The sequence below is a fragment of the Streptomyces sp. NBC_00190 genome, assembly GCF_036203305.1.
GTDB lineage: Bacteria > Actinomycetota > Actinomycetes > Streptomycetales > Streptomycetaceae > Streptomyces.
The window spans coordinates 7,258,109-7,276,206 of the sequence record NZ_CP108131.1 but is presented as its reverse complement, the minus strand read 5'-3'; the positions used below and the strand labels follow the sequence as shown (position 1 = coordinate 7,276,206).

Here is an 18,098-nt window from a genome sequence, read left to right as displayed (position 1 = left end):
CCAGAGGGACAACCAAGGATGACCGCAGCCGAGTTCGCCGCGGACGAGCCGGGGATACGCAGCCTCAACCGACCCCGGCTCGTCACCTACCCGCCGCCGTACCGGCGCAGCCCCGTGCTCCGGGGGCCGATCCATCTGCACGTCGAGCAGAACAAGGGTTGACGCGGCAACCAAGGGACACCCCGTGACTTCTCCAACCCACCACTGACGCCTTCGGCGGTACGTCGTCGCGGCGGAAGAGGTCCCGGTCCTCGTCCGTGACGGTCAGCGCGGCCAGGATCTCCGCGGGGAGGCACTCGCGTGGGACGGCTTCAGTTCCGTGCCCTGGCCGCGGCCACGGCGTCCCTGATCTCTCGCGCCACGCGGGCCGCGTCGTCGGGGTTGTTCACCACATCGGTGTGGTTCATGTCGACGACGAGGACCTCGCTGGCCGAGTAGTGCTTGTGCACCCAGTCGTCGTAGCCGGACCACAGCGTCCGGTAGTACTCGACGAGGCTGTCGTCCTGCTCGAAATCGCGGCCCCGCAGCCCGATGCGGTACAGCACCGTCTCGAAGTCCGCCTTGAGGTAGACCATGAGATCGGGTGCCTTGCGGTACGGCAGGCCGTCGATCTCGCGCATCATCTCTTCGAGCAGCCCCTCGTACACCCGCATCTCGAGGGAGCTGATCCGGCCCAGATCGTGATTGACCTTGGCGAAGTACCAGTCCTCGTAGATGGACCGGTCGAGGACGTTGTCGCCCTGCTTGTACGCCTCCTTGATCGAGGCGAACCGGGTCTGCAGGAAGTAGAGCTGGAGCAGGAAGGGGTAACGCTTCGCCTGGATCTCCTCCGGGCTCGCCGTATAGAAGAGAGGAAGGATCGGATTGTCTTCCACGCTCTCGTAGAAGACCTCGCTGCCCAACTCCTTGGCGATCAGCTCGGCCACGCTCGTCTTGCCGATTCCGATCATGCCTCCGACGCAGATCACCGGCATACCTCACTTCTCCCTGGGGGTCTTCATGTTCGCGGGGGACGGCTGGGCACCCGATACCCCTGAGAGGCATGCGGGCGGTCACCCGAAGCCCCAGGACATTCATGATCAGCGCCATGGGGTCCTGAGTCCGGACCAAGGACCCGACGCAGGCCGCCCACTCGAACGGCCGGGTCGGCCGTTCCGCGGCTGCCGCATACGGCGAGCCACCGCCCCGCGGCCACCTTGAAGCCTAAATGATGATTCGCCCCACGCCTGCCAGAGCGTCGGCACCCAGCTCACCACGCCGGCCCAGCTGAGACCGCCAGCCTTGCACCCCTCGGGCCGGGGCACGTGAGCGGGGCCGGGGACGTACCGCCGGGCGCGCGTTGCCTGGCGGGTGGCCAGAGAGCGCCTGCGGGACGAGCCCCTCGGTGCTCGTCCCGCGGGCCGCGGCCGGGCCGCTACCGGGCCCGACCGCGTCGGGTGCACCGGCTGCACCGGCGGGAGTGACCCAGTCGGCGATCACCTCCGCGCGGTCAGTCGACGCCCAGCAGACGCCGCCGGTCTTCCGGACTGGATCGGAATTCCGCGCAGGCCGCCTCGTGGACGATGCGGCCCTTCTGCATGACCGCCACGTTCCGGGCGACGGAGAAGGCGAGCCCCAGGTTCTGTTCGACGAGGACCACCGTCATGCCCTGCACGCTCACCTCGCGAATGACCTCACCCACTTGCGCGACGATCGCGGGGGCGAGGCCGTCGGACGGCTCGTCGAGGAGCAGGAGACGCGGATTCCCCAGCAGGGACCGGGCGATCGCGAGCATCTGCTGTTCCCCGCCGGAGAGCTGGTCACCGCGGTGCCCGAGCCGCTCCCCCAGCCGCGGAAGCAGGTCGAGGATGCGGGCCCTCGTCCACGGGCCCCGGGTCGAACGCCTCGACGCGATCGCCAGGTGCTCCGCCACGGTCAGCGGTGCGAAGACCCGGCGCCCCTGCGGTACGACACCCACCCCGGCCCGGGCGATCACATCGACGCGGGATCCGGCGATCTCCCGCCCGCCGAGGGTGACGCTGCCTTCGTACGGCCGGACGAAACCCATGACGGTCGAGATGAGGGTGGTCTTGCCGACCCCATTGCGGCCGAGGACCGCGACGATCTCGCCTTCGTCGAGGTCGAGATCGACACCACCCAGGACCACGCCGTCGGCGTAGCCGGAGCTCAGGCTTCGAATGCTGAAGAACGGCTTCACGAGGCGCCCTCCATCGTGCCGAGGTAGGCGCTCTGGACCTCACTGGAGGCCCGCACCTCGTCCGGGGAGCCTGTTTTCAGGTGTCTGCCGAGGTGCATGACCGTCACCGTGTCGGCGAGCTCGAAGACCATGTCGAGGTCGTGTTCGATCAGGAGCACCGTCACTTCGGCAGGCAGGGCGGCGACGAGTTCGGTGAGTCGCGCCGTCTCCGCCGGAGACATCCCGGCGGCCGGCTCGTCCAGCAACAGCAGCCGGGGTTCGGTGGCCAGGGCGACGGCGACCTCCAGCTGCCGCCGTTCGCCGTGCGAGAGGGCGGCAGCCAGGACGTCGTGCCGGGTGGGCAGCCCCACCCGCGCCAGCAGCGTCCGCGCCTGCTCGACCGCCGCCGTCCGGGCACTCACCCTCCGCCAGCCGCCGAGTCCGGCACCGGCCCGGCGCAACACGGCGAGCAGGACGTTCTCCAGCACGGTCTCCCGCATGAAGAGACTGGAGTGCTGGAACGTCGCGGCGACACCGAGCCCGACCCGGCGGTCCACGGGCAGCCGGGTCACGTCCTGCCCGTCGACGAGGATCGTTCCGCCGGTCGCCGACAGCGTTCCCGAGATCAGGCCGAACAGCGTCGATTTGCCCGCGCCGTTCGGTCCGATGATCGCGTGCCTGGCACCCTGGCGCACGGTGAGATCGACCTCGTCCAAGGCCCGGAAGGAGCCGAAGTGCCGGGACACCCGGCGTAGTTCCAGTAGATCGCGTTCTGTCACGCCGTCCTCTTCCGGGGCAGCTTGAGCGGGAGCCGTACGCCGGCCAGCCCTCGGGGCAGCACGTAGACGGCGATGACGAAGAACAGTCCGAGCAGCAGCGGCCCGCGTCCCGCGACGGCTTCGAGGTTTCCGAGGTAGTCGCGGGTGAGCCAGACGAGCGCGGCTCCGGCACAAGCCCCCCACATCGAGCCGGAGCCGCCGATGACGACGGCGAGCAGGGCCAGCGCGGCGATCTCGAATCCCGCGTCGCCGGGCGAGACGAACCGCTGCACCGACACCCACAGGCCGCCGGCGACGCCGGCCAGCGCACCGGCGCCGCAGTAGACGGCCAGGGCGTACCGTCGGGTGGGGTACCCGATCGCGCTCATGCGGCGTTCGTTGTCGCGGATCCCGCGCAGGGCAAGGGCGAACGGTGTCGAGCCCAGGCGGGAGACGGCCGCGAAGAGCACCAGGAACACGGCCAGGACGTAGAAGTACACCAGCCCGTCGAGCTCCAGCGCGGACATGCCCGGCAGCGGTACGACGGGCGGGATGCCGGACACGCCGTCGGTGCCGTTCGTCAGCGACTTCCAGTTGACGGCGGCACTGTAGGCGATTTCGCCGATGGCCAGCGTCAGCATCAGGAACACCACGCCCCGGGCCCGCACCGCCAGCCATCCCGTGGGCACGGCCACCAGCGCGGAGACTCCGGCGGCGATGAGCAGTTGGAGTACCCCCACGTCGGTGAGCCGCGTCGCGACGATGGCCGCCGTATAGGCGCCGACGCCGAAGTAGGCCGACTGGCCGAGGGTCGGCAGTCCGGTCAGGCCGGTGAGCAGGTTCACGCTGATCGCGAGTAGGGCGAACACCAGGATCCGCGACAGGGTGCCGATGGCGTACGGGCCCAGGACGAAGGGGGCCGCCGCGAGCCCGAGGGCGAGGGCGGTCATGGACAGCCGCCGTGCGGCGGATCCGTCGGATCCGGACGGGCTCATGCGCGCACCCCCGACGGGACCAGGCCGTGCGGGCGGATGACGAGCACGGCGAGCATGGTGCCGAAGAGCAGGAAGGGGGCGTACTCCGGGAGCAGCGCCACCCCGAGTGTCTGCACCTGGCCGATGAGGAGCGCGCCGGCGAGCGCACCGCGCACGGATCCGAGACCGCCCACGACCACGACGACGAGCGAGAGGACGAGGACGGTCTCGTCGACACCCGGGCCGGGACCCAGGATCGGCGCCCCGAGGACACCGCCCACCACGGCCAGTGCCGCGCCGAGCGCGAAGACCCCGTAGAGCACCTTGCGTATGTCCACGCCCAGCGCGCGGACCATGTCCCGGTCCGCGACGGTGGCCCGTACCAGCGCTCCGAGCGAGCTGCGCTCGAACACGAGGTACACGGCGGCGGCGAGGCCGGTCGCGACGCCGATGAACACGAGCCGGTAGACCGGATAGGCATGGCCGAGGAGGTCCACCGTCCCGCGCAGTGAGGTCGGCGGGTCGGTGGGCAGCACCTCGCCGCCGAAAGCCGCGGCGAGGAGATCGGCGACGATGAAGGTGATGCCGAGCGTCAGCACGGCCTGGTCGAGGTGCCCGCGCCGGGCCAGTGGCTGGGTGAGGAACGTCAGCGCCGCTCCGCCCAGGGCGCCCACGAGGACGCCGGCCGCCAGCGCGAGGAGCAGGCCCCGAAGGGTCCCGTCGGACAGGGCGTATGCGACGTAGGCCCCGGCGAGGTAGAGCGTGCCGTGAGCCAGGTTGAGCACGTCCATCATGCCGAAGACCAGGGAGAGGCCGACCGCGATCGTGAACAGCAGCAGACCGAAGGCGACCCCGTCGATGACGCTGACGAAGTTGCCGTCCAACCATCCGTACATGTCAGCCGCCCAGCCGGACGAGCTCGGAACTGACGCTATTGGCCCCCTGCTTGACCTCGCGCAGGTACCAGGTCTGGACGGGCGTGCCGCCGCTGTTGAACCGCCAGGTGCCGCGCGGGCTGTCGATGTCCCCCACCCCGGCGATGGCGGCGTTGACCGTCTCCGGGGTCACCGTGTCACCAGCGGCCTTGATCGCCCGGTCGAGCACCTGCGCCGCGTCCCATGAAGCCATCGCGTACGTGGTCGGGGCGGCGCCGTAGGCGGACGTGTATGCCGGGGCGAACTGCTTGTTGGCCGTGTTGTCCAGGTCCGCGCCGTAGTTGAGTGAGGTGAGGATGCCCTCGGCCGCCCCTCCCTGTCCCTTGAGCACTCCGCCCTCGGTGAGGAAGCCGGGCGCGTAGAGCGGGATCTTGCCGGCCAGACCGAAGTCCCGGTACTGCTTGACGAAGTCGACGGCCGCGCCGCCGGCGTAGAAGCAGAAGACGGCCTTGGCTCCGGACCGCTCGATCTGCGCGAGGTACGGCTGGAAGTTCTTGGTCCCCGGGAACGGCGTGTAGACCTCCTCCCCCGCGATCGTGCCGCCCGCCGGGAGGAAGGTGGACTTGAAGCCGTCCACCTCGTCCTTGCCCGCCTGATAGCCCGCGGCGATCAGGAAGACCGGGCCGCCGGCCTTCTCGGCCACGTGCTTGCCGAGCGCCTTGCCGGGTTCGTCGTTGACGTACGAGGTGCGCCAGATGTACTTGGTCCCGGTCAGGGTCGTGGGTGAGGCGTTCGATCCGACGAGCGGGACCTTGCTGCTCTCGAAGAGGTCCTTGACCCCGTTGATGGTGGCCGAGCTGACCACGCCGCTCACTGCCAGCACCCGGTCCTGCTTGACCAGCTTCTCCGCCGCCGCCTTGCCCGAGTCGGCCGTTTCCCCCTCGTCCGCGACCACGATCTCCACCTCGCGCCCGCCGAGCTTGCCGCCATGCCGTTCGACGTAGAGCTCGAAGCCCTGCTTCATGTCGTCGCCCAGCGCCTTGTAGGTCCCCGACTGCGGGACGAGGAGCCCGATCTTCACGGGGCCGTTCTGCTTGTCGCCGTCGCCTGTCCCGAGGCTGGCGCCACCACATGCCGTGGCCAGGAAGAGGGCTGCCGTCGTCACGGCGATCAGACCAACGGGACGAAATCGACCTGCCATGGAAACTCCGTACGTTGTCAACCGGCCCTGGAGGGCCGGATGTTGCCGATGGGGCTCGTTGAGGGATCCCGGAGGAGGGGCCGGCTCACAGGGGGGCCTGGCTGCCGCGCGTTTCCTCGCCGCCCGGACGGGCTCGAAGCGAGAGCCGCTGCCTGGGCGAGCACGCTGACCGCCCCGCAGGGATTTCGAAGGTGACACGTGTCTATCGCGCACAATCGACGTACGTCAAGAGTTCACGATATTTCTGATCCCACCGGAACCGCACCCCTTGACCCCGCCCCAGAACATGGCGCAATACTGACGCCCGTCGCAATCACGCTATGCCATTTGGGCGACGGGCTCTTGATCAGTCAGGGAGTGAAGCAACATGACCGACGATCCATCGCGGCGCAGCATCCTCAAGAACAGCGGGCTGTTGGCCGGTGCCGCGCTGCTCTCCGGCGTGCCGGGCGCGGGCGCGGCGCAGGCCGCCCCGCACGCAGCAGCGTCCTCGCCCGTGGTGGAGGCGCCCGCGGGCCGACTGCGCGGAAGCACGGAAGGGGACCTCAACGTCTTCAAGGGCGTGCCCTACGCGGCGCCGCCCGTCGGCGCCCTTCGATGGCGGCCGGCTCAGCCCCATCCCGGCTGGCAGGGGACGCTCGATGCGACCGCCTTCGGGCCGAGCGCACCGCAGCCCTACCGGGAAGGCGGCGACCAGGTGCTCGGAACGCACGGCTCACCGCCCTTCGACGAGGACTGCCTCACGCTCAACGTCTGGGCCCCCCGAACCGGCGGCGCCAAGCGGCCGGTGATGGTGTGGATCCACGGCGGCGGCTTCATCTCCGGATCCGGCTCGATGCCCAACTACTCCGGTGAGACCTTCGCACGCAATGGCGACCTCGTGGTCGTGACCATCAACTACCGCCTCGGTCCACTGGGTTACCTCTACTTCGGGGAGGAGGGCGCCGGCGGGAACTTCTGGCTCACCGACCAACTCGCCGCGCTGAACTGGGTACGGGACAACATCGCTGCCTTCGGCGGCGACCCGGAGAACATCACCGTCGCCGGACAGTCCGGGGGTGCGCTGTCGGTCGCGGCGCTGGCCGGTGCCCGGACCAAGGGCCGCCCGCTGTTCCGGCGCGCGATCCTGCAGAGCCCGCCGCTCGGACTGAAGATCCCCACCCGCGCCGAGTCCCTGCAGCGCACCGCGACCTTCCTGGACGTCGTCGGAGCCAAGAACGTGGCGGAGCTCCGGACCGTACCCTGGCCGCGCCTGATCGCCGCCACCTTCGAGATGTTCGGGCGCACCGGACAGTGGGGGTACTGGTCGACCCCGTTCCTGCCGGTGCTCGACGAGGTCGCACTGGACCGCAACCCGGCCGACCTGCTGCTCAGCGATGCCGGGGCGGACATCGAGGTCCTGATCGGCTGGACCAGGGAGGAGGCGAACTTCGCCTTCGCCCTCAGCGAGCCGTACGCCGCGGCGACCAAGGACCAGGTGCTCGCCAGAGCCCGGAACACCTTCGGAAGCCGGGCGGCCCAGGCCTACACCGCCTACGAGGAGGCCCGCCCGGGCGCCCGTCCGCTGGACGTGCTCATGGACCTGATCACCGACGACCTGTTCCGCATGCCCTGCGTGGCGCTGGCCGAACGGCGGGCGGCCCGTGGACGTCCGGTCTGGGCGTACCAGTTCAACCTCCCGACGCCCGCCCACAACGGTCAACTCGCGGCCGCGCACTGCCTGGAGTTGCCGTTCGTGTTCAACAACTTCGACAAGTGGTCGCAGGCGCCCTTCCTGGCCGGGCTGGGCCCAAGGGTCCGTGACGGTCTCGCCGCGACCATGCACGCGTCCTGGATCTCCTTCATCCGCACCGGCGACCCGAACCACCAGCCCATGCCGCAGTGGGATCGCTACGGCCGGGACTCCCGCACGACGATGACCCTCGACTCGGTCACCACCGCCACCGAGGACATCGCCGGCTACTGGCGCCGCCTGCACCATCCGGCGGTGCCGTAGGCCACACCGCCGCCCTGCGGCGACAACGCGGCGTCCTGTCAGAGGTGCTGAAGGACGGCGGAGGTGAATTCGGCGGTGGAGGCGCAGCCGCCGAGGTCGCGCGTGCGCACCGGAGTGGTGGCCAGGACACGGGCGATGGCGTCGGTGACGTCGGCCGCGGCCCCGGGGTGCAGAACGGCATGGTGTGCACGATGCCGTTGGACTTCGTCGCCGACGTCAGGGTGCCGCCGCGCCGTTCGGCGAGGCGGAAGGCGAAGTCGAGGACCCGGGTCACCCCCGCCCGAGTGAACACGGCTTGCTGGACGGCCATTTCATCGGGCCGCCCGCGGTTCGTCCGACCGCCGATCTCGCTGTACTCCCCTTCGGTGTTCTCCCGGACGACCACGAAGTCCACCTCGCCGGGCATGGCCGCGCGTACGGGGCCGGGAAGGCCGTCGAACACGCGGATGGGGCGCCGTGGCGCTTCCCGACGGTATCGAGGACCTGGCGTGCCGCCGGGAGGACTTCGGTGCCGATGCCGTCACCAGGGATGAGGGCGATGCCGTGGTTCGTCATGGGTCGCATTCCAGCAATCGGGCGCCGTCCGGGTCCAACACCTATCCCCGATCTGACTCATAGGCCGTTCCTATGTGCCGGTGGGACGGGCGATCTCCAGGAAGGCACGGGCAGCCGGCGTCAGCTGCGCCTTGCGGCTCACCAGGACGTTGTGCTGGACGCAGGCCGGTTCCAGGTCGAGTACGAGGGCTCCCGCCCGCTCGGACAGGTCGGCCCAGGATTCCGTCACCACCGCCAGTCCGACACCCCTGAGCATCAGGGGCAGGAAGGCCATGCGGTGTTCGGTCTCCACCGCGATGCGGACGTCGATGCCCTGGGCTTTCAGGTCGTCGACGTAAGCGCGGATCCCGGTCCCCCGCTGCCCGACGATTAGCCGGTGCCCTTCGAGCTGTTCGCGTCGAACTGCCCGGCCGGCCGGGAACGGGCCGTCCGGCGGTGTGACCAGAACGAGCCGGTGATCTCCGACATGGTGCGGGACGACGTCCGCGTTCGGCAGCGGCGACGAGGTGGTCAGAAGTCCTAGTTCGCAGCCTCCCGTGCGCACCATCTCGACCACGTCCTCGCGGGTGAGGGCTACGCGCAGGCTGAGCGACACCGCCGGATGGCGCTCGGTGAAGCGCTGGATCATGGCGCTGAGGGGCTCGATCGTGGGTGAGGCCATCGCGGCGATCTCCGGGCGCCCGGCGCGCAGTTCGCGGACGGCGCCGACGCCGGCCCTGGCCAGCTCCAGGGCGTGCAGGGCTTCGCGTGCCGGCGGAACCAGCGCGGCGCCGGCCTCGGTGAGGACCACCTTCCTGCCCACCCGGTGGAACAGGCTGCTGCCCAGTTCGCTCTCCAGGACCTGGATGGCCTGCGACAGGGACGGCTGGGAATACGTAGAGTGCCGCGGCCGCGCGGTTGAAACCGCCGTGGTCCACGATGGCGAGGAAGTACGTCAGCTGCCGGAAGTCCCCGGTTCAGCGTAGGCCGTCCGCGACGAACCGCACGCTCCCGTCACCGCCGCTCCGGAGCAGGCCGGCCGACGCCGCCACGACGCACCGGGCCGTCGGCCGAGCTCACCCCCGTGAAGCTCGACCCCGACCCGGCCGACGCCGCCACCACTCGCCCTCGACACTTCAGTGGCGACGAAGCATTGGTAACGTACACCAGAGTGACTGTCCGGCGTCAACCAAAGTGTTGCCGGTGCCAGCCCGAAGGGCTTCGAGAAACACTGTGGTGGGCAAAGGCTCGGCATCACGCCAAGGAGGTCGTGTACGTGGAGGATGACCAGTCGCCCACCTTCGCCCAACTCCTGGACCACCTCTTCCGCGAGGTGCACCCCCCTTCCCGGGGGCCCTACACCTACGCGGAGGTCGCCGAGGGAATCCGCAAGGCCGCGACCGGCGAGGGGCGCGGGGTGACGGCGAGTGCCATCCAGCAACTGCGCACCGGCACCAAGCGGAACCCGACGCGACACACCATCAAGGCCCTGGCCGACTTCTTCGGCGTACCGGCGGGCTACTTCGTCGACAGCGCGGCGGCCGAACGCACCAGGGCGGAGATCGACCTCCTCGCCGCCATGCGCGATCAGGGCGTCCGCAAGGTGGCCCTGCGCGCCAACGGCCTGAGCGTCGACAGCCTGAAGATGCTGTCCACCGTGATCGAACAGGCCCGGAAACTCGAAGGACTCACCACCGACGACTCCGCACAGGACCTCGACCTGGACGACTGAACCGCGCACCGGGCGGCGATCACACGGCTCCCCGCCCCAGACACGACACCCCCCTGTGGTCGCTCATCGGCAGGGGGGCATCGGGCGTTTCCCGGCACAAGCCCGATATCCCGAGCCGCACGGCCCGACCGCGGCGGCACCCCGCCCTCGAAACGCAGTCGCGAACATGTCAGCATTGGGGCGCGCGTACCGGGCTTCCGGGGAGAGGTTCGCCCCGGCCGACCACCCCCGACCGGCGTCACCAGAGTGAGGACATGGACCTTGAGCAGCTTCGCGCCACGTGTGAGGCGCGCGTCGAGGCGCTTCGACTCCCGCATCGCTTCAGCACCCGCGACCTCCGCGACGCCGTGGCCGAACAACGCGGACGCCCCATCATCCTGCGCCCGCTGAGCACCCTGGGCGCCATGGACGCCCCGTGCGGCATCCGCCTGGAGACCCCGGACGCCGACCTGTTGTTCTACGAGGAGGCCACCTCCGCCCTCCACCAGAACCACATCCTCGCCCACGAGATCAGCCACATCATCTGCGACCACCCCGGCAGCCTGGAACTGGACCAGGACGCCCTGCACGCGATCGGGTTCAACCCCACCCTCGTCCAGCGCATGTCCGGCCGGACCAGCTACACCAGCGAGGACGAACGCGAGGCCGAGGTGATGGCCAGCGTGATCCGACAACTCATGTACCGGGGACGCGAAGGCCCGTCGAGCCGGCCCGCCAGCGGCGCCGAGAGCTGGGACGCACTGTTCGCCGAGCCGCACAGGAAGAAGCGCCACCGGAAATGATCAACATCCTCTTCACGGGCACGGCCGTCGTGCTGCTGTGCTTCGCCGCCTACTGGGTGCGCGGACGCGGCGGGCACCGCCCCACGGGCACCTGGGCGGTGGCGGCGCTGCTGACCTCGTTCGCCCTCGCCTTCGCCTCCTACGCTCCCGCCGTGGAGCGCGCGGTCGAATCGGTGGTCCCCCACGTCGCCCGACTCCTCAGCAACACCTTCACCCTGACGGCGGCGACCTCGGTCCTCGCCTTCCTCTTCCAGCTCAATCTGGACCGCGAACGGGCCCACCGGCAGATCCGACTGCGCGTCATCGCCCTCGCGCTCTCCGTCGCCGGCATGACCGCCTTCTTCGTCGCCGAACAACTCACCGGACGCAACCCGGCGTTGTACGCGTGCTACGTGCTCATCTACATCTCCTACCTGGGGTACACGGCCAAGGACTTCCTGCTGCAGACCTGGGCCCAGTCCACGCGCTCGACCCGCCGCAGTCAGCGCTGGGGCCTGCGCACGACCTCGGTGGGCTGTGGTTTCGCCCTCGTCTACGCCGCGTACAAGCTCTTCGCCCTGGTCTCCATCGGCCTCGGTCTGGGGCTCGTCCCCGACCACGCCCGGTGCTCGACGCCGCTGACGCCCTTCCGCTGCACGTTCAGCGTGACCGCGCCCGCCGTCGCCGTGCTCCTCATCACCGTCGGACTCACCCTCCCCGCCCTGCTGTGGCCGCTCAGCCAACTGCGCCGCCGTCGCTGGGAACGGAACTCGTTCACCGCGCTGGAACCCCTGTGGCGGGAGGTCACCTCGGCGGTCCCCGAAGTCGTGCTCGACCCGGGCAACACCGAAGCCGACGCCCACGACCTCGACTTCCACCTCCACCGCCGCGTCATCGAGATCAACGACTGCGTGCTGGCCATGCGCCGGTACCGTCAAGCGTCGGTACGGAACGCCGCGGCCGCCGAGGTCGCCCGCCGGGGCACGGCAGGCACTCCCGAGGGCGACGCCGAGGTGGAGGCGGCGGTCATCGCCGCGGCCGTCGCCGCGAAGCATGCCGGAGCCACCCCCGAGGGCGACGAGGCCCCACCCGCCACCGGCACCGCCTCCCGCAAGGGCGACCTCCCGGCGGAGACCGCGTGGCTGCTGCTCGTGGCGGACGCCTACGCGCGGCACCCGGCGCCCGAGCACGCGGGCGTGGCCTCGTGACCGCACCGCGGCAGGACCCCTTGCGCGACCCGCGCTTCTTCGCCGACCCCTACCCCACCTACGACCGGCTGCGCGAAGGCTGCCCCGTCCAACGGATTCCCACCGGCTCCGGCGGCCACCACGCGTACCTGATCACCGGCCACCCCGAGGCCCGCGAGGCGTTCACCGACCCCCGCCTGTCCAAGGACACGGCCCGCTTCTTCGCCGACCGGCCCTCGAACCGCGACCTGCACCCGGCCATCTCCCGCAACATGCTGTCGAGCGACCCTCCGGCACACACCCGCCACCGACGAGTGGCGACCCCGCTGTTCACCACCGGCCGCGTCCGGGAACTGCGCCCCTACATCACCCGGGTCGTGGACGACCTCACGGCCACGTGGCGACCGGGCACAGACATCGACCTGGTGGCGGACCTGGCGGTGCCCCTGCCGGTCACCGTCGTCTGCGAGCTGCTGGGTGTGCCGGAATCCGACCGCGTCGCGCTCGCCGGCTGGTCCCACGACCTCTTCGACGCGACCGACACCGACCGCGTCGACGCCGCGTCACACCGGATCGGCGACTACCTGACCCACCTCGTCGACACGGCCCGCGCCACCCCCGGCGAAGGCCCGCTCCACTCCCTCCTGCGCGACTGCGACGAGGGCGGCCTCGACCGGGACGAGACCGTCTCCCTGGCCGCCCTCCTCCTGGTCGCCGGGCACGAGACCACCACCCACTTCATCGGCAACGCCGTCCTGGCCCTGCTCCGGCACCCGGAGGCGTTCGACCGCCTGCGCCGGGACCCGGCCCTGGTCCCCGGCGCCCTCGACGAACTGCTCCGCTACGACTCCCCGGTGAGCGTGGCCACCTTCCGTCACAGCACGGAGGACCTGAGCGTCGACGGGGTCGACATCCCGGCGGGCTTCCCGGTGCTCATCGCCCCCGGGGCGGCGAACCGCGACCCGGCGGGGTTCCCCGACCCGAACCACCTGAACCTCGACCGCGACGCAGGCGGCCACCTCTCCTTCGGCCACGGCATCCACCGCTGCCCGGGCGCACCCCTGGCCCGGGCCGAGGCGGAAATCGCCCTCCGCACCCTGGTGACCCGCTTCCCGAACACGCGCCTGGCCGTCCCCGCAGAATCCCTGACCTGGCACCGAACCCGCCTCACCCGCGGCCTGACCACCCTCCCCCTCACCCTCGCCTGACCCCGACCGGAAGCGGCGCGGGATCCGAACGCACCCCGTTCATCAGCACAGTTCCGGAGTCGGCGGCCGGTGCGGACGTGTCAGCGACTTCGTGTAAGTCGGTTGCTGTCATTGGATGCTGAGCCAATCCTCGAAGAACAGTGAGAACTGGTTCAGCGCCTCTTTCCAGTGTGGGGCGACGTGGTTCTTGTCGCGTGCTTTGGGATTGATCTGCTCCCGGACCGCGAGGTAGAGCACCTTCACGACACGCTGCGGCGAACGCGGACGGAATGTCGGCGCCCCCTCCAGCCGCGCCGGACCTGCCAGTGGCCGAGAGGCCTCATGCCAGGCCCGGCCGGCGCCGGGGCGGCGAAAAGCTTGGCGCGCGGGGCCGACGGAACCGGGTAACGTCTTTGTCATGTTCTTCCAGACACCGATTCACGAGTGAGAGCGTGACGGGCCCCCGCTGACGCCCTTCGACGTCGCCGCACCCGTCCCCCACCGATGAATCCGTAGATCACTGCACATCACCACCGGGAGAACCCGTGACCGACAGCAAGAACATCAATAACCCCGTGGGCCAGGGCGGCGGCCAGCGCAAGAAGCTGTCCCGCGCCGAACGGCAGAACAACGGTCCGCACCGCAACCGCGACCGCCAGGGTGCCGCCGACCAGAAGGCGGAGCTGGTGCGCAAGATGCGCGAGAAGGCACGCGCAGCTGAGGCCGCCGGGCAGGCGAGCGACGACACCGCACAGAGCTGATGCCCGGCCGCCGCAGGGCGGCCCCGCACGGGGCAGGGCCCGGACCGCGACGCACGGTCCGGGCCCTGCCCCGTATCGGGGCTCCGCTGCCGTACCGGGCGCGTCCGGTCCCGCTCAGCTCTCGGCCGACCACCGGACGGCTCTAGCCGAGACCCTTGGACCCGGGCCCCCGCAGCACTGACGGTGTGGGCGGTACGGAGGTACTGAGTCAGGGCGGCAGTACTTATCCCTGGCCCTCGCGGTGAGCTTCGAGTCGGCCTACGGCGAGCAGGCGGACTTCGTCTTCAGCAGCGAACAGGAAGCAGCGGCACCCGCAGCACGGATGAGACCGAACCGCCTCACATCGGCGTCATCGAACTCTGCAGGCCCGGCAGCAGCCAGTCGTGGAAGAGCGCCAGCACGGCCAGTACCAGGAACGCGACGCCGGCCAGCCGGGCCAGCTGCGGCCCCCGGTACCAGAGCTTCTCCAAGAAGATCAGCACCGCCACTCCCGCCATCGCCGCGACGTTCATGACGCCGAGCGGGATCAGGAGGACCATCAGCGCCCAGCAGCAGCCGACGCAGTACGCACCATGGTGCAGCCCCACCCTCAGGTCGCGCAGCCGCGGCCGGTACGAGGCGTACCGCATCAGCTGAGCCATCGGACTACGGCAATGCCGGAGGCAGACGTCCTTGAGCGGACCCAACTGGTACAGCCCGGCCAGTGCGAAGGCGGCCGCCCCGATCCACTTGCCGACGTCCGGGTCCCGATCGACCAGGTTGCCGGTGAGCGCCAGCCCGCCGTACGCGAGGAGGCCGAACGCCGTCCACGCCATCAGGTAGCCGGAGATGAATTCGGTGGTGCGCAGCGCCCGTCTGGCACCGCTGGACTGGCGGGCGATCCCCTTTGCCCAGGTCACCGCGACGGGGGCGACAGAGGGCAGCATCATCGCCGCCATCATCGCCAGCCACAGCAGGAGGAACAGTGGCAGCGCCATCCCCATCGTGCCGGGCTCGACCCCCATGCCCCGGGCCTGGCTCACGGTGAATACCCAGGCCAGGGCCGCGATCAAGACGATCAGCGACCAGGCCACGGCGAGGTCCCGGACCGGCAGCAGCACTCCCGCCCGCAACGGATGGTCCTTCGTGTCCGGCCGCTGAACCGTACGCATGACGCACTCCCATCGGACCCTTCCAGCACAGCACGGATCCCGAGGACGGCAACCCCCTCGCCACTGGCTGCCCCGGCAACCCGGGCGCACGATGGAGGTAAGGAAAGGAATCGACCCGTTCCGGCCCCTGGGCGCGGCCGGACGAACGCGGATCACCGGGTCCGCCGCTCCGCTCCCGCGACCCGCGGTCATGGCTGCGTGAGGAGTGAGAGCGATGACACAGGCGGCAGAGACCGTGCCGGCCTGGCGTCTGGCGGGCGACTGGTTCGACGTGTGCAAGTGCAGCATTCCGTGCCCGTGCTCGTTCGCCCAGCCGCCGACCACCGGCGACTGCGAAGGCATCCTGGTGTGGCACATACGCGAAGGCGCCTACGGCGACGTCCGACTGGACGGCCTGAACGTCGTGATGCTCAGCTCCTTCGTCGGCAATGTCTGGGCGGAGCACTCGGACTCGTACGCGGCGCTCATCTTCGACGAGCGGGCCGACGACGGGCAGCGCCAAGCCCTGCAGATGATCTTCAGTGGCCAGGCCGGCAGCTGGCCCGCGCAGCTGGTGACCATGGGTGCCTTCGAGGTACGGGGCATGGACTTCGCGCCCATCGAGGTGGAGATCGACGAGGACCTGGCCACCTGGCGGGCCAGCGTCCCCGGGCGGCTCGAGGCCCGCGCCGAGGCCCTCACCGGCCCGACCACCCCGGACGGCGCCCGCGTGCAGTCGACCAACCTCCCCGGCTGCGAAACCGGCCCCGGCCAGCTCGCCACCTGGGGCCGCGCCACCACCGACCGGGCCGACGCCTTCGGCTTCACCTGGAACCGCACCGGCCAGTCCAGCAAGACCATCACCTTCGACTGGTCCGGCCCCAACTGAGTACCCTCAACCGGGCCGGCACAGGCGCGGCCGGCGGTCGCCCGGACCCGTCACGGACCCATCAGCCTTGCGCATCGCATTCATCGGCTGCGCGAAAGATCATCACGTGTGGCCGCTGGATTGGGTGTGCTCCGGGGACCGCCATTCTCGGTAGCGTGACCATCTGCTGCACGAAGTGTCCATGTGTCCGGCTGGCCCGTGCGAGGGCTTCCGACGGAGAGTGACGAGGCTGCAATGAGTGACCTGACGAAGCCCGAGGTCGACGTTCCGGAGGGTGACGCTCCTACCGAGCTGACCATCCGGGACCTGGTCGTCGGGGACGGGACCGAGGTGAGGCCGGGCATGGTGGTCAGGGTCCACTATGTCGGGGTGACCTTCGAGTCCAGGAAGGAGTTCGACGCCTCCTGGGACCGGGGCCAGCCGTACAAGTTCGCCCTGGGCAGCGGCAAGGTCATCAAGGGCTGGGACCGGGGGGTGAGGGGGATGAAGGTCGGCGGTCGGCGCGAGATCATCGTTCCTCCGCGGCTCGGCTACGGCAAGCAGTCGCCCTCGCCGTTGATCCCCCCGGGCTCGACCCTGGTCTTCGTGGTGGACCTGCTTGACTCGTATTCCAGCACAGCCGGGTGGAGCAACGCCTAGTGGCCCTGGCCGCTCCTCCCCTGCGAGGTGCTGCGTCTTCTCCCAGGGGCGGTGCCGCCGTACTCCTCGCTGCCGCTCCTGCTTCCGATTCCGCAGCGCCCGACCATTTCCGCTGCGACCCGTTGACCCCCGAAGGCTACGTGGCGGCCGACGTCCTCAACGGCCTGCCCCGCGCCGCCGCCCGAACGCTTGAACCCGGCGGCCGCGCTCGGCGGACGGGGGGAGGTCCTCGGCGGAATCCACGTCGTCGCTACGCGGGCAGTGCAGGGAATACGACCACCGAGCCGTCCTTGTCGCGGGCAATGTCAATCGCCACGTCCGTCGTGCGGCTGTTGACCGTGACGCCGTCACCCAACTTGCGAATCCGGTGTGCCGCGCTCATGAGACGATCGACTTCACCGGTCGTGAAAACGGGTCGGAAACCGTTCGGGCGCGCCAGTTCCAGTGCCGACAGGCGTACCAGGACACCGGTGATGCTCGACTCCAGTTCGTCGAGGCGCTGCTGATCGCGCTTGAGTGCGCGGGTGAAGTTCTCGAACGGATTGCTGGCGTCGCTCTGGGCGTGCTCGACGGCCTGAAGGACAACCACCCGTCGCTTCAGCGAGATAGCCAGGGAAGCGAGTTCGAGGTGGGTTCGGAAGGTGCCGCCATGGTCGTCGACGCCAGGGAACGACTTGGTCAACGTGCCGAGTTCGACGGCCTCGCCCTCGGGCAGTCTGTCCAGCGCGCTCTGCCATCGGGCAAGGCGGCGGTCGGCTTTGCCCAGCGCCGTGTTGATGGCATGCACCGCCGAGTCGAGTCCCAGCGAGACACCGAGCTTGCCCTGGTCGAGCAGAATGGCAGTGGCTTTGTCGATGGCGTCCCGGCAGCCGTCGAGTTCGCTGTGCTCGTCGTCGAGCTTCTCCTCCTGAAGTTCCTCCAGCAGTTTCGTGATGTGTTCGATGGCCTGCTGGCGCTTGTGGTCGGCGTGCGCGCTCACCCCCACCGCCACGGCCATGAGCACGAGCGGAGCTGCCACGGTGAGCGCCGTCCCGCCGGCGGCCGCGGCACCGGCGGTCGCACCGGCCCCGCCTACCGTGCCCGCCGCTGCCGCTCCTCCGACCGGCACGAACCTCGCTTTGGCGGCGATCCTGCCCGTCGAGTTCACGAGCTCACCGTAGATGCCACCGGCCGCCCCCTTCGGCACCATCGGGCGCCCACTGGTCACCCCGCAGTGCGCACCCGGGGTGAGAACGACGTGACCTGCGTACGCCGCGGTCTTCGCCTCATCCGGAGGCTCGTGGCCGCCCGCCCGAAGG

General features: G+C 70.1%; 17 protein-coding genes and 3 pseudogenes. 9 read left to right on the top strand and 11 right to left on the bottom strand.

The features are described 5' to 3' along the window. Positions 1-18 precede the first annotated feature (18 nt). Positions 19-162, top strand: a complete 144-nt coding sequence (locus OG429_RS33865) for a hypothetical protein (RefSeq protein ID WP_328929067.1) — start codon at positions 19-21, stop codon at positions 160-162. A gap of 149 nt (positions 163-311) precedes the next feature. Here OG429_RS33865 and OG429_RS33860 read toward each other — a convergent pair whose 3' ends face one another. The 6 genes from OG429_RS33860 to OG429_RS33835 all read right to left on the bottom strand — a co-directional run bounded on the left by OG429_RS33860 (position 312) and on the right by OG429_RS33835 (position 5,984). Beyond that, a complete protein-coding gene (locus OG429_RS33860) occupies positions 312-974 on the bottom strand; it encodes a deoxynucleoside kinase (protein ID WP_328929066.1) in 663 nt (220 codons plus the stop codon). Positions 975-1,489: 515 nt separating this feature from the next. Beyond that, a complete protein-coding gene (locus tag OG429_RS33855; RefSeq protein ID WP_328929065.1) occupies positions 1,490-2,197 on the bottom strand; it encodes an ABC transporter ATP-binding protein in 708 nt (235 codons plus the stop codon). Next, complete coding sequence (locus OG429_RS33850) at positions 2,194-2,955, bottom strand: ABC transporter ATP-binding protein (protein ID WP_328929064.1); 762 nt, start codon at positions 2,953-2,955, stop codon at positions 2,194-2,196. Before OG429_RS33850 ends, OG429_RS33855 begins: the two co-directional genes overlap by 4 nt. Beyond that, entirely contained in the window at positions 2,952-3,929 is a 978-nt protein-coding gene (locus OG429_RS33845; protein WP_328929063.1) for a branched-chain amino acid ABC transporter permease, read from the bottom strand. Before OG429_RS33845 ends, OG429_RS33850 begins: the two co-directional genes overlap by 4 nt. Continuing rightward, the gene (locus tag OG429_RS33840) at positions 3,926-4,804 is read right to left on the bottom strand and encodes a branched-chain amino acid ABC transporter permease (protein ID WP_328929062.1); all 879 of its coding nucleotides are present in this window, start codon (positions 4,802-4,804) and stop codon (positions 3,926-3,928) included. Before OG429_RS33840 ends, OG429_RS33845 begins: the two co-directional genes overlap by 4 nt. A gap of 1 nt (position 4,805) precedes the next feature. Continuing rightward, entirely contained in the window at positions 4,806-5,984 is a 1,179-nt protein-coding gene (locus OG429_RS33835) for an ABC transporter substrate-binding protein (RefSeq protein WP_328929061.1), read from the bottom strand. 367 nt (positions 5,985-6,351) lie between these two features. Between OG429_RS33835 and OG429_RS33830 the strand changes: the two genes are divergently transcribed. Continuing rightward, on the top strand, positions 6,352-7,980 hold the full coding sequence (locus OG429_RS33830) for a carboxylesterase/lipase family protein (RefSeq protein WP_328929060.1): 1,629 nt from the start codon (positions 6,352-6,354) through the stop codon (positions 7,978-7,980). Between the two features lie 172 nt (positions 7,981-8,152). Here the strand turns inward: OG429_RS33830 and OG429_RS33825 are convergent. Beyond that, positions 8,153-8,535 (bottom strand): annotated as a pseudogene (locus OG429_RS33825) (isocitrate/isopropylmalate family dehydrogenase); the annotation flags it as partial. 70 nt (positions 8,536-8,605) lie between these two features. Further along, positions 8,606-9,337: a substrate-binding domain-containing protein gene (locus OG429_RS33820; RefSeq protein WP_328929059.1), complete on the bottom strand. Its 732-nt coding sequence runs from the start codon at positions 9,335-9,337 to the stop codon at positions 8,606-8,608. 453 nt (positions 9,338-9,790) lie between these two features. Here OG429_RS33820 and OG429_RS33815 point away from each other — a divergent pair, with 453 nt between their 5' ends. The 4 genes from OG429_RS33815 (at position 9,791) to OG429_RS33800 (ending at position 13,402) form a co-directional block, all read left to right on the top strand. Next, complete coding sequence (locus OG429_RS33815; protein WP_328929058.1) at positions 9,791-10,246, top strand: helix-turn-helix domain-containing protein; 456 nt, start codon at positions 9,791-9,793, stop codon at positions 10,244-10,246. Positions 10,247-10,500: 254 nt separating this feature from the next. Next, a complete protein-coding gene (locus OG429_RS33810; RefSeq protein ID WP_328929057.1) occupies positions 10,501-11,028 on the top strand; it encodes a regulator component in 528 nt (175 codons plus the stop codon). Next, entirely contained in the window at positions 11,025-12,215 is a 1,191-nt protein-coding gene (locus OG429_RS33805; RefSeq protein ID WP_328929056.1) for an MAB_1171c family putative transporter, read from the top strand. Before OG429_RS33810 ends, OG429_RS33805 begins: the two co-directional genes overlap by 4 nt. Further along, positions 12,212-13,402, top strand: coding sequence for a cytochrome P450 family protein (locus OG429_RS33800; RefSeq protein ID WP_328929055.1), 1,191 nt, complete (start codon positions 12,212-12,214; stop codon positions 13,400-13,402). Before OG429_RS33805 ends, OG429_RS33800 begins: the two co-directional genes overlap by 4 nt. Positions 13,403-13,510: 108 nt before the next feature. Here OG429_RS33800 and OG429_RS41550 read toward each other — a convergent pair. Continuing rightward, positions 13,511-13,660: pseudogene (locus tag OG429_RS41550) on the bottom strand (IS256 family transposase); the annotation flags it as partial. 266 nt (positions 13,661-13,926) lie between these two features. Between OG429_RS41550 and OG429_RS33790 the strand changes: the two are divergent. Then, complete coding sequence (locus tag OG429_RS33790) at positions 13,927-14,142, top strand: DUF6243 family protein (RefSeq protein WP_328929053.1); 216 nt, start codon at positions 13,927-13,929, stop codon at positions 14,140-14,142. Positions 14,143-14,480: 338 nt separating this feature from the next. Here the strand turns inward: OG429_RS33790 and OG429_RS33785 are convergent, their stop codons facing one another. Beyond that, the gene (locus OG429_RS33785; RefSeq protein ID WP_328929052.1) at positions 14,481-15,293 is read right to left on the bottom strand and encodes a DUF2182 domain-containing protein; all 813 of its coding nucleotides are present in this window, start codon (positions 15,291-15,293) and stop codon (positions 14,481-14,483) included. Between the two features lie 214 nt (positions 15,294-15,507). Between OG429_RS33785 and OG429_RS33780 the strand changes: the two genes are divergently transcribed. Together OG429_RS33780 and OG429_RS33775 are read left to right on the top strand one after the other, a co-directional pair. Then, entirely contained in the window at positions 15,508-16,161 is a 654-nt protein-coding gene (locus tag OG429_RS33780; RefSeq protein WP_328929051.1) for a DUF1326 domain-containing protein, read from the top strand. 234 nt (positions 16,162-16,395) lie between these two features. Continuing rightward, the gene (locus OG429_RS33775) at positions 16,396-16,800 is read left to right on the top strand and encodes an FKBP-type peptidyl-prolyl cis-trans isomerase (RefSeq protein ID WP_328929050.1); all 405 of its coding nucleotides are present in this window, start codon (positions 16,396-16,398) and stop codon (positions 16,798-16,800) included. Between the two features lie 250 nt (positions 16,801-17,050). Here OG429_RS33775 and OG429_RS33770 read toward each other — a convergent pair. After that, a pseudogene (locus OG429_RS33770) lies at positions 17,051-18,064 on the bottom strand (hypothetical protein); the annotation flags it as partial. Positions 18,065-18,098: the final 34 nt, after the last annotated feature.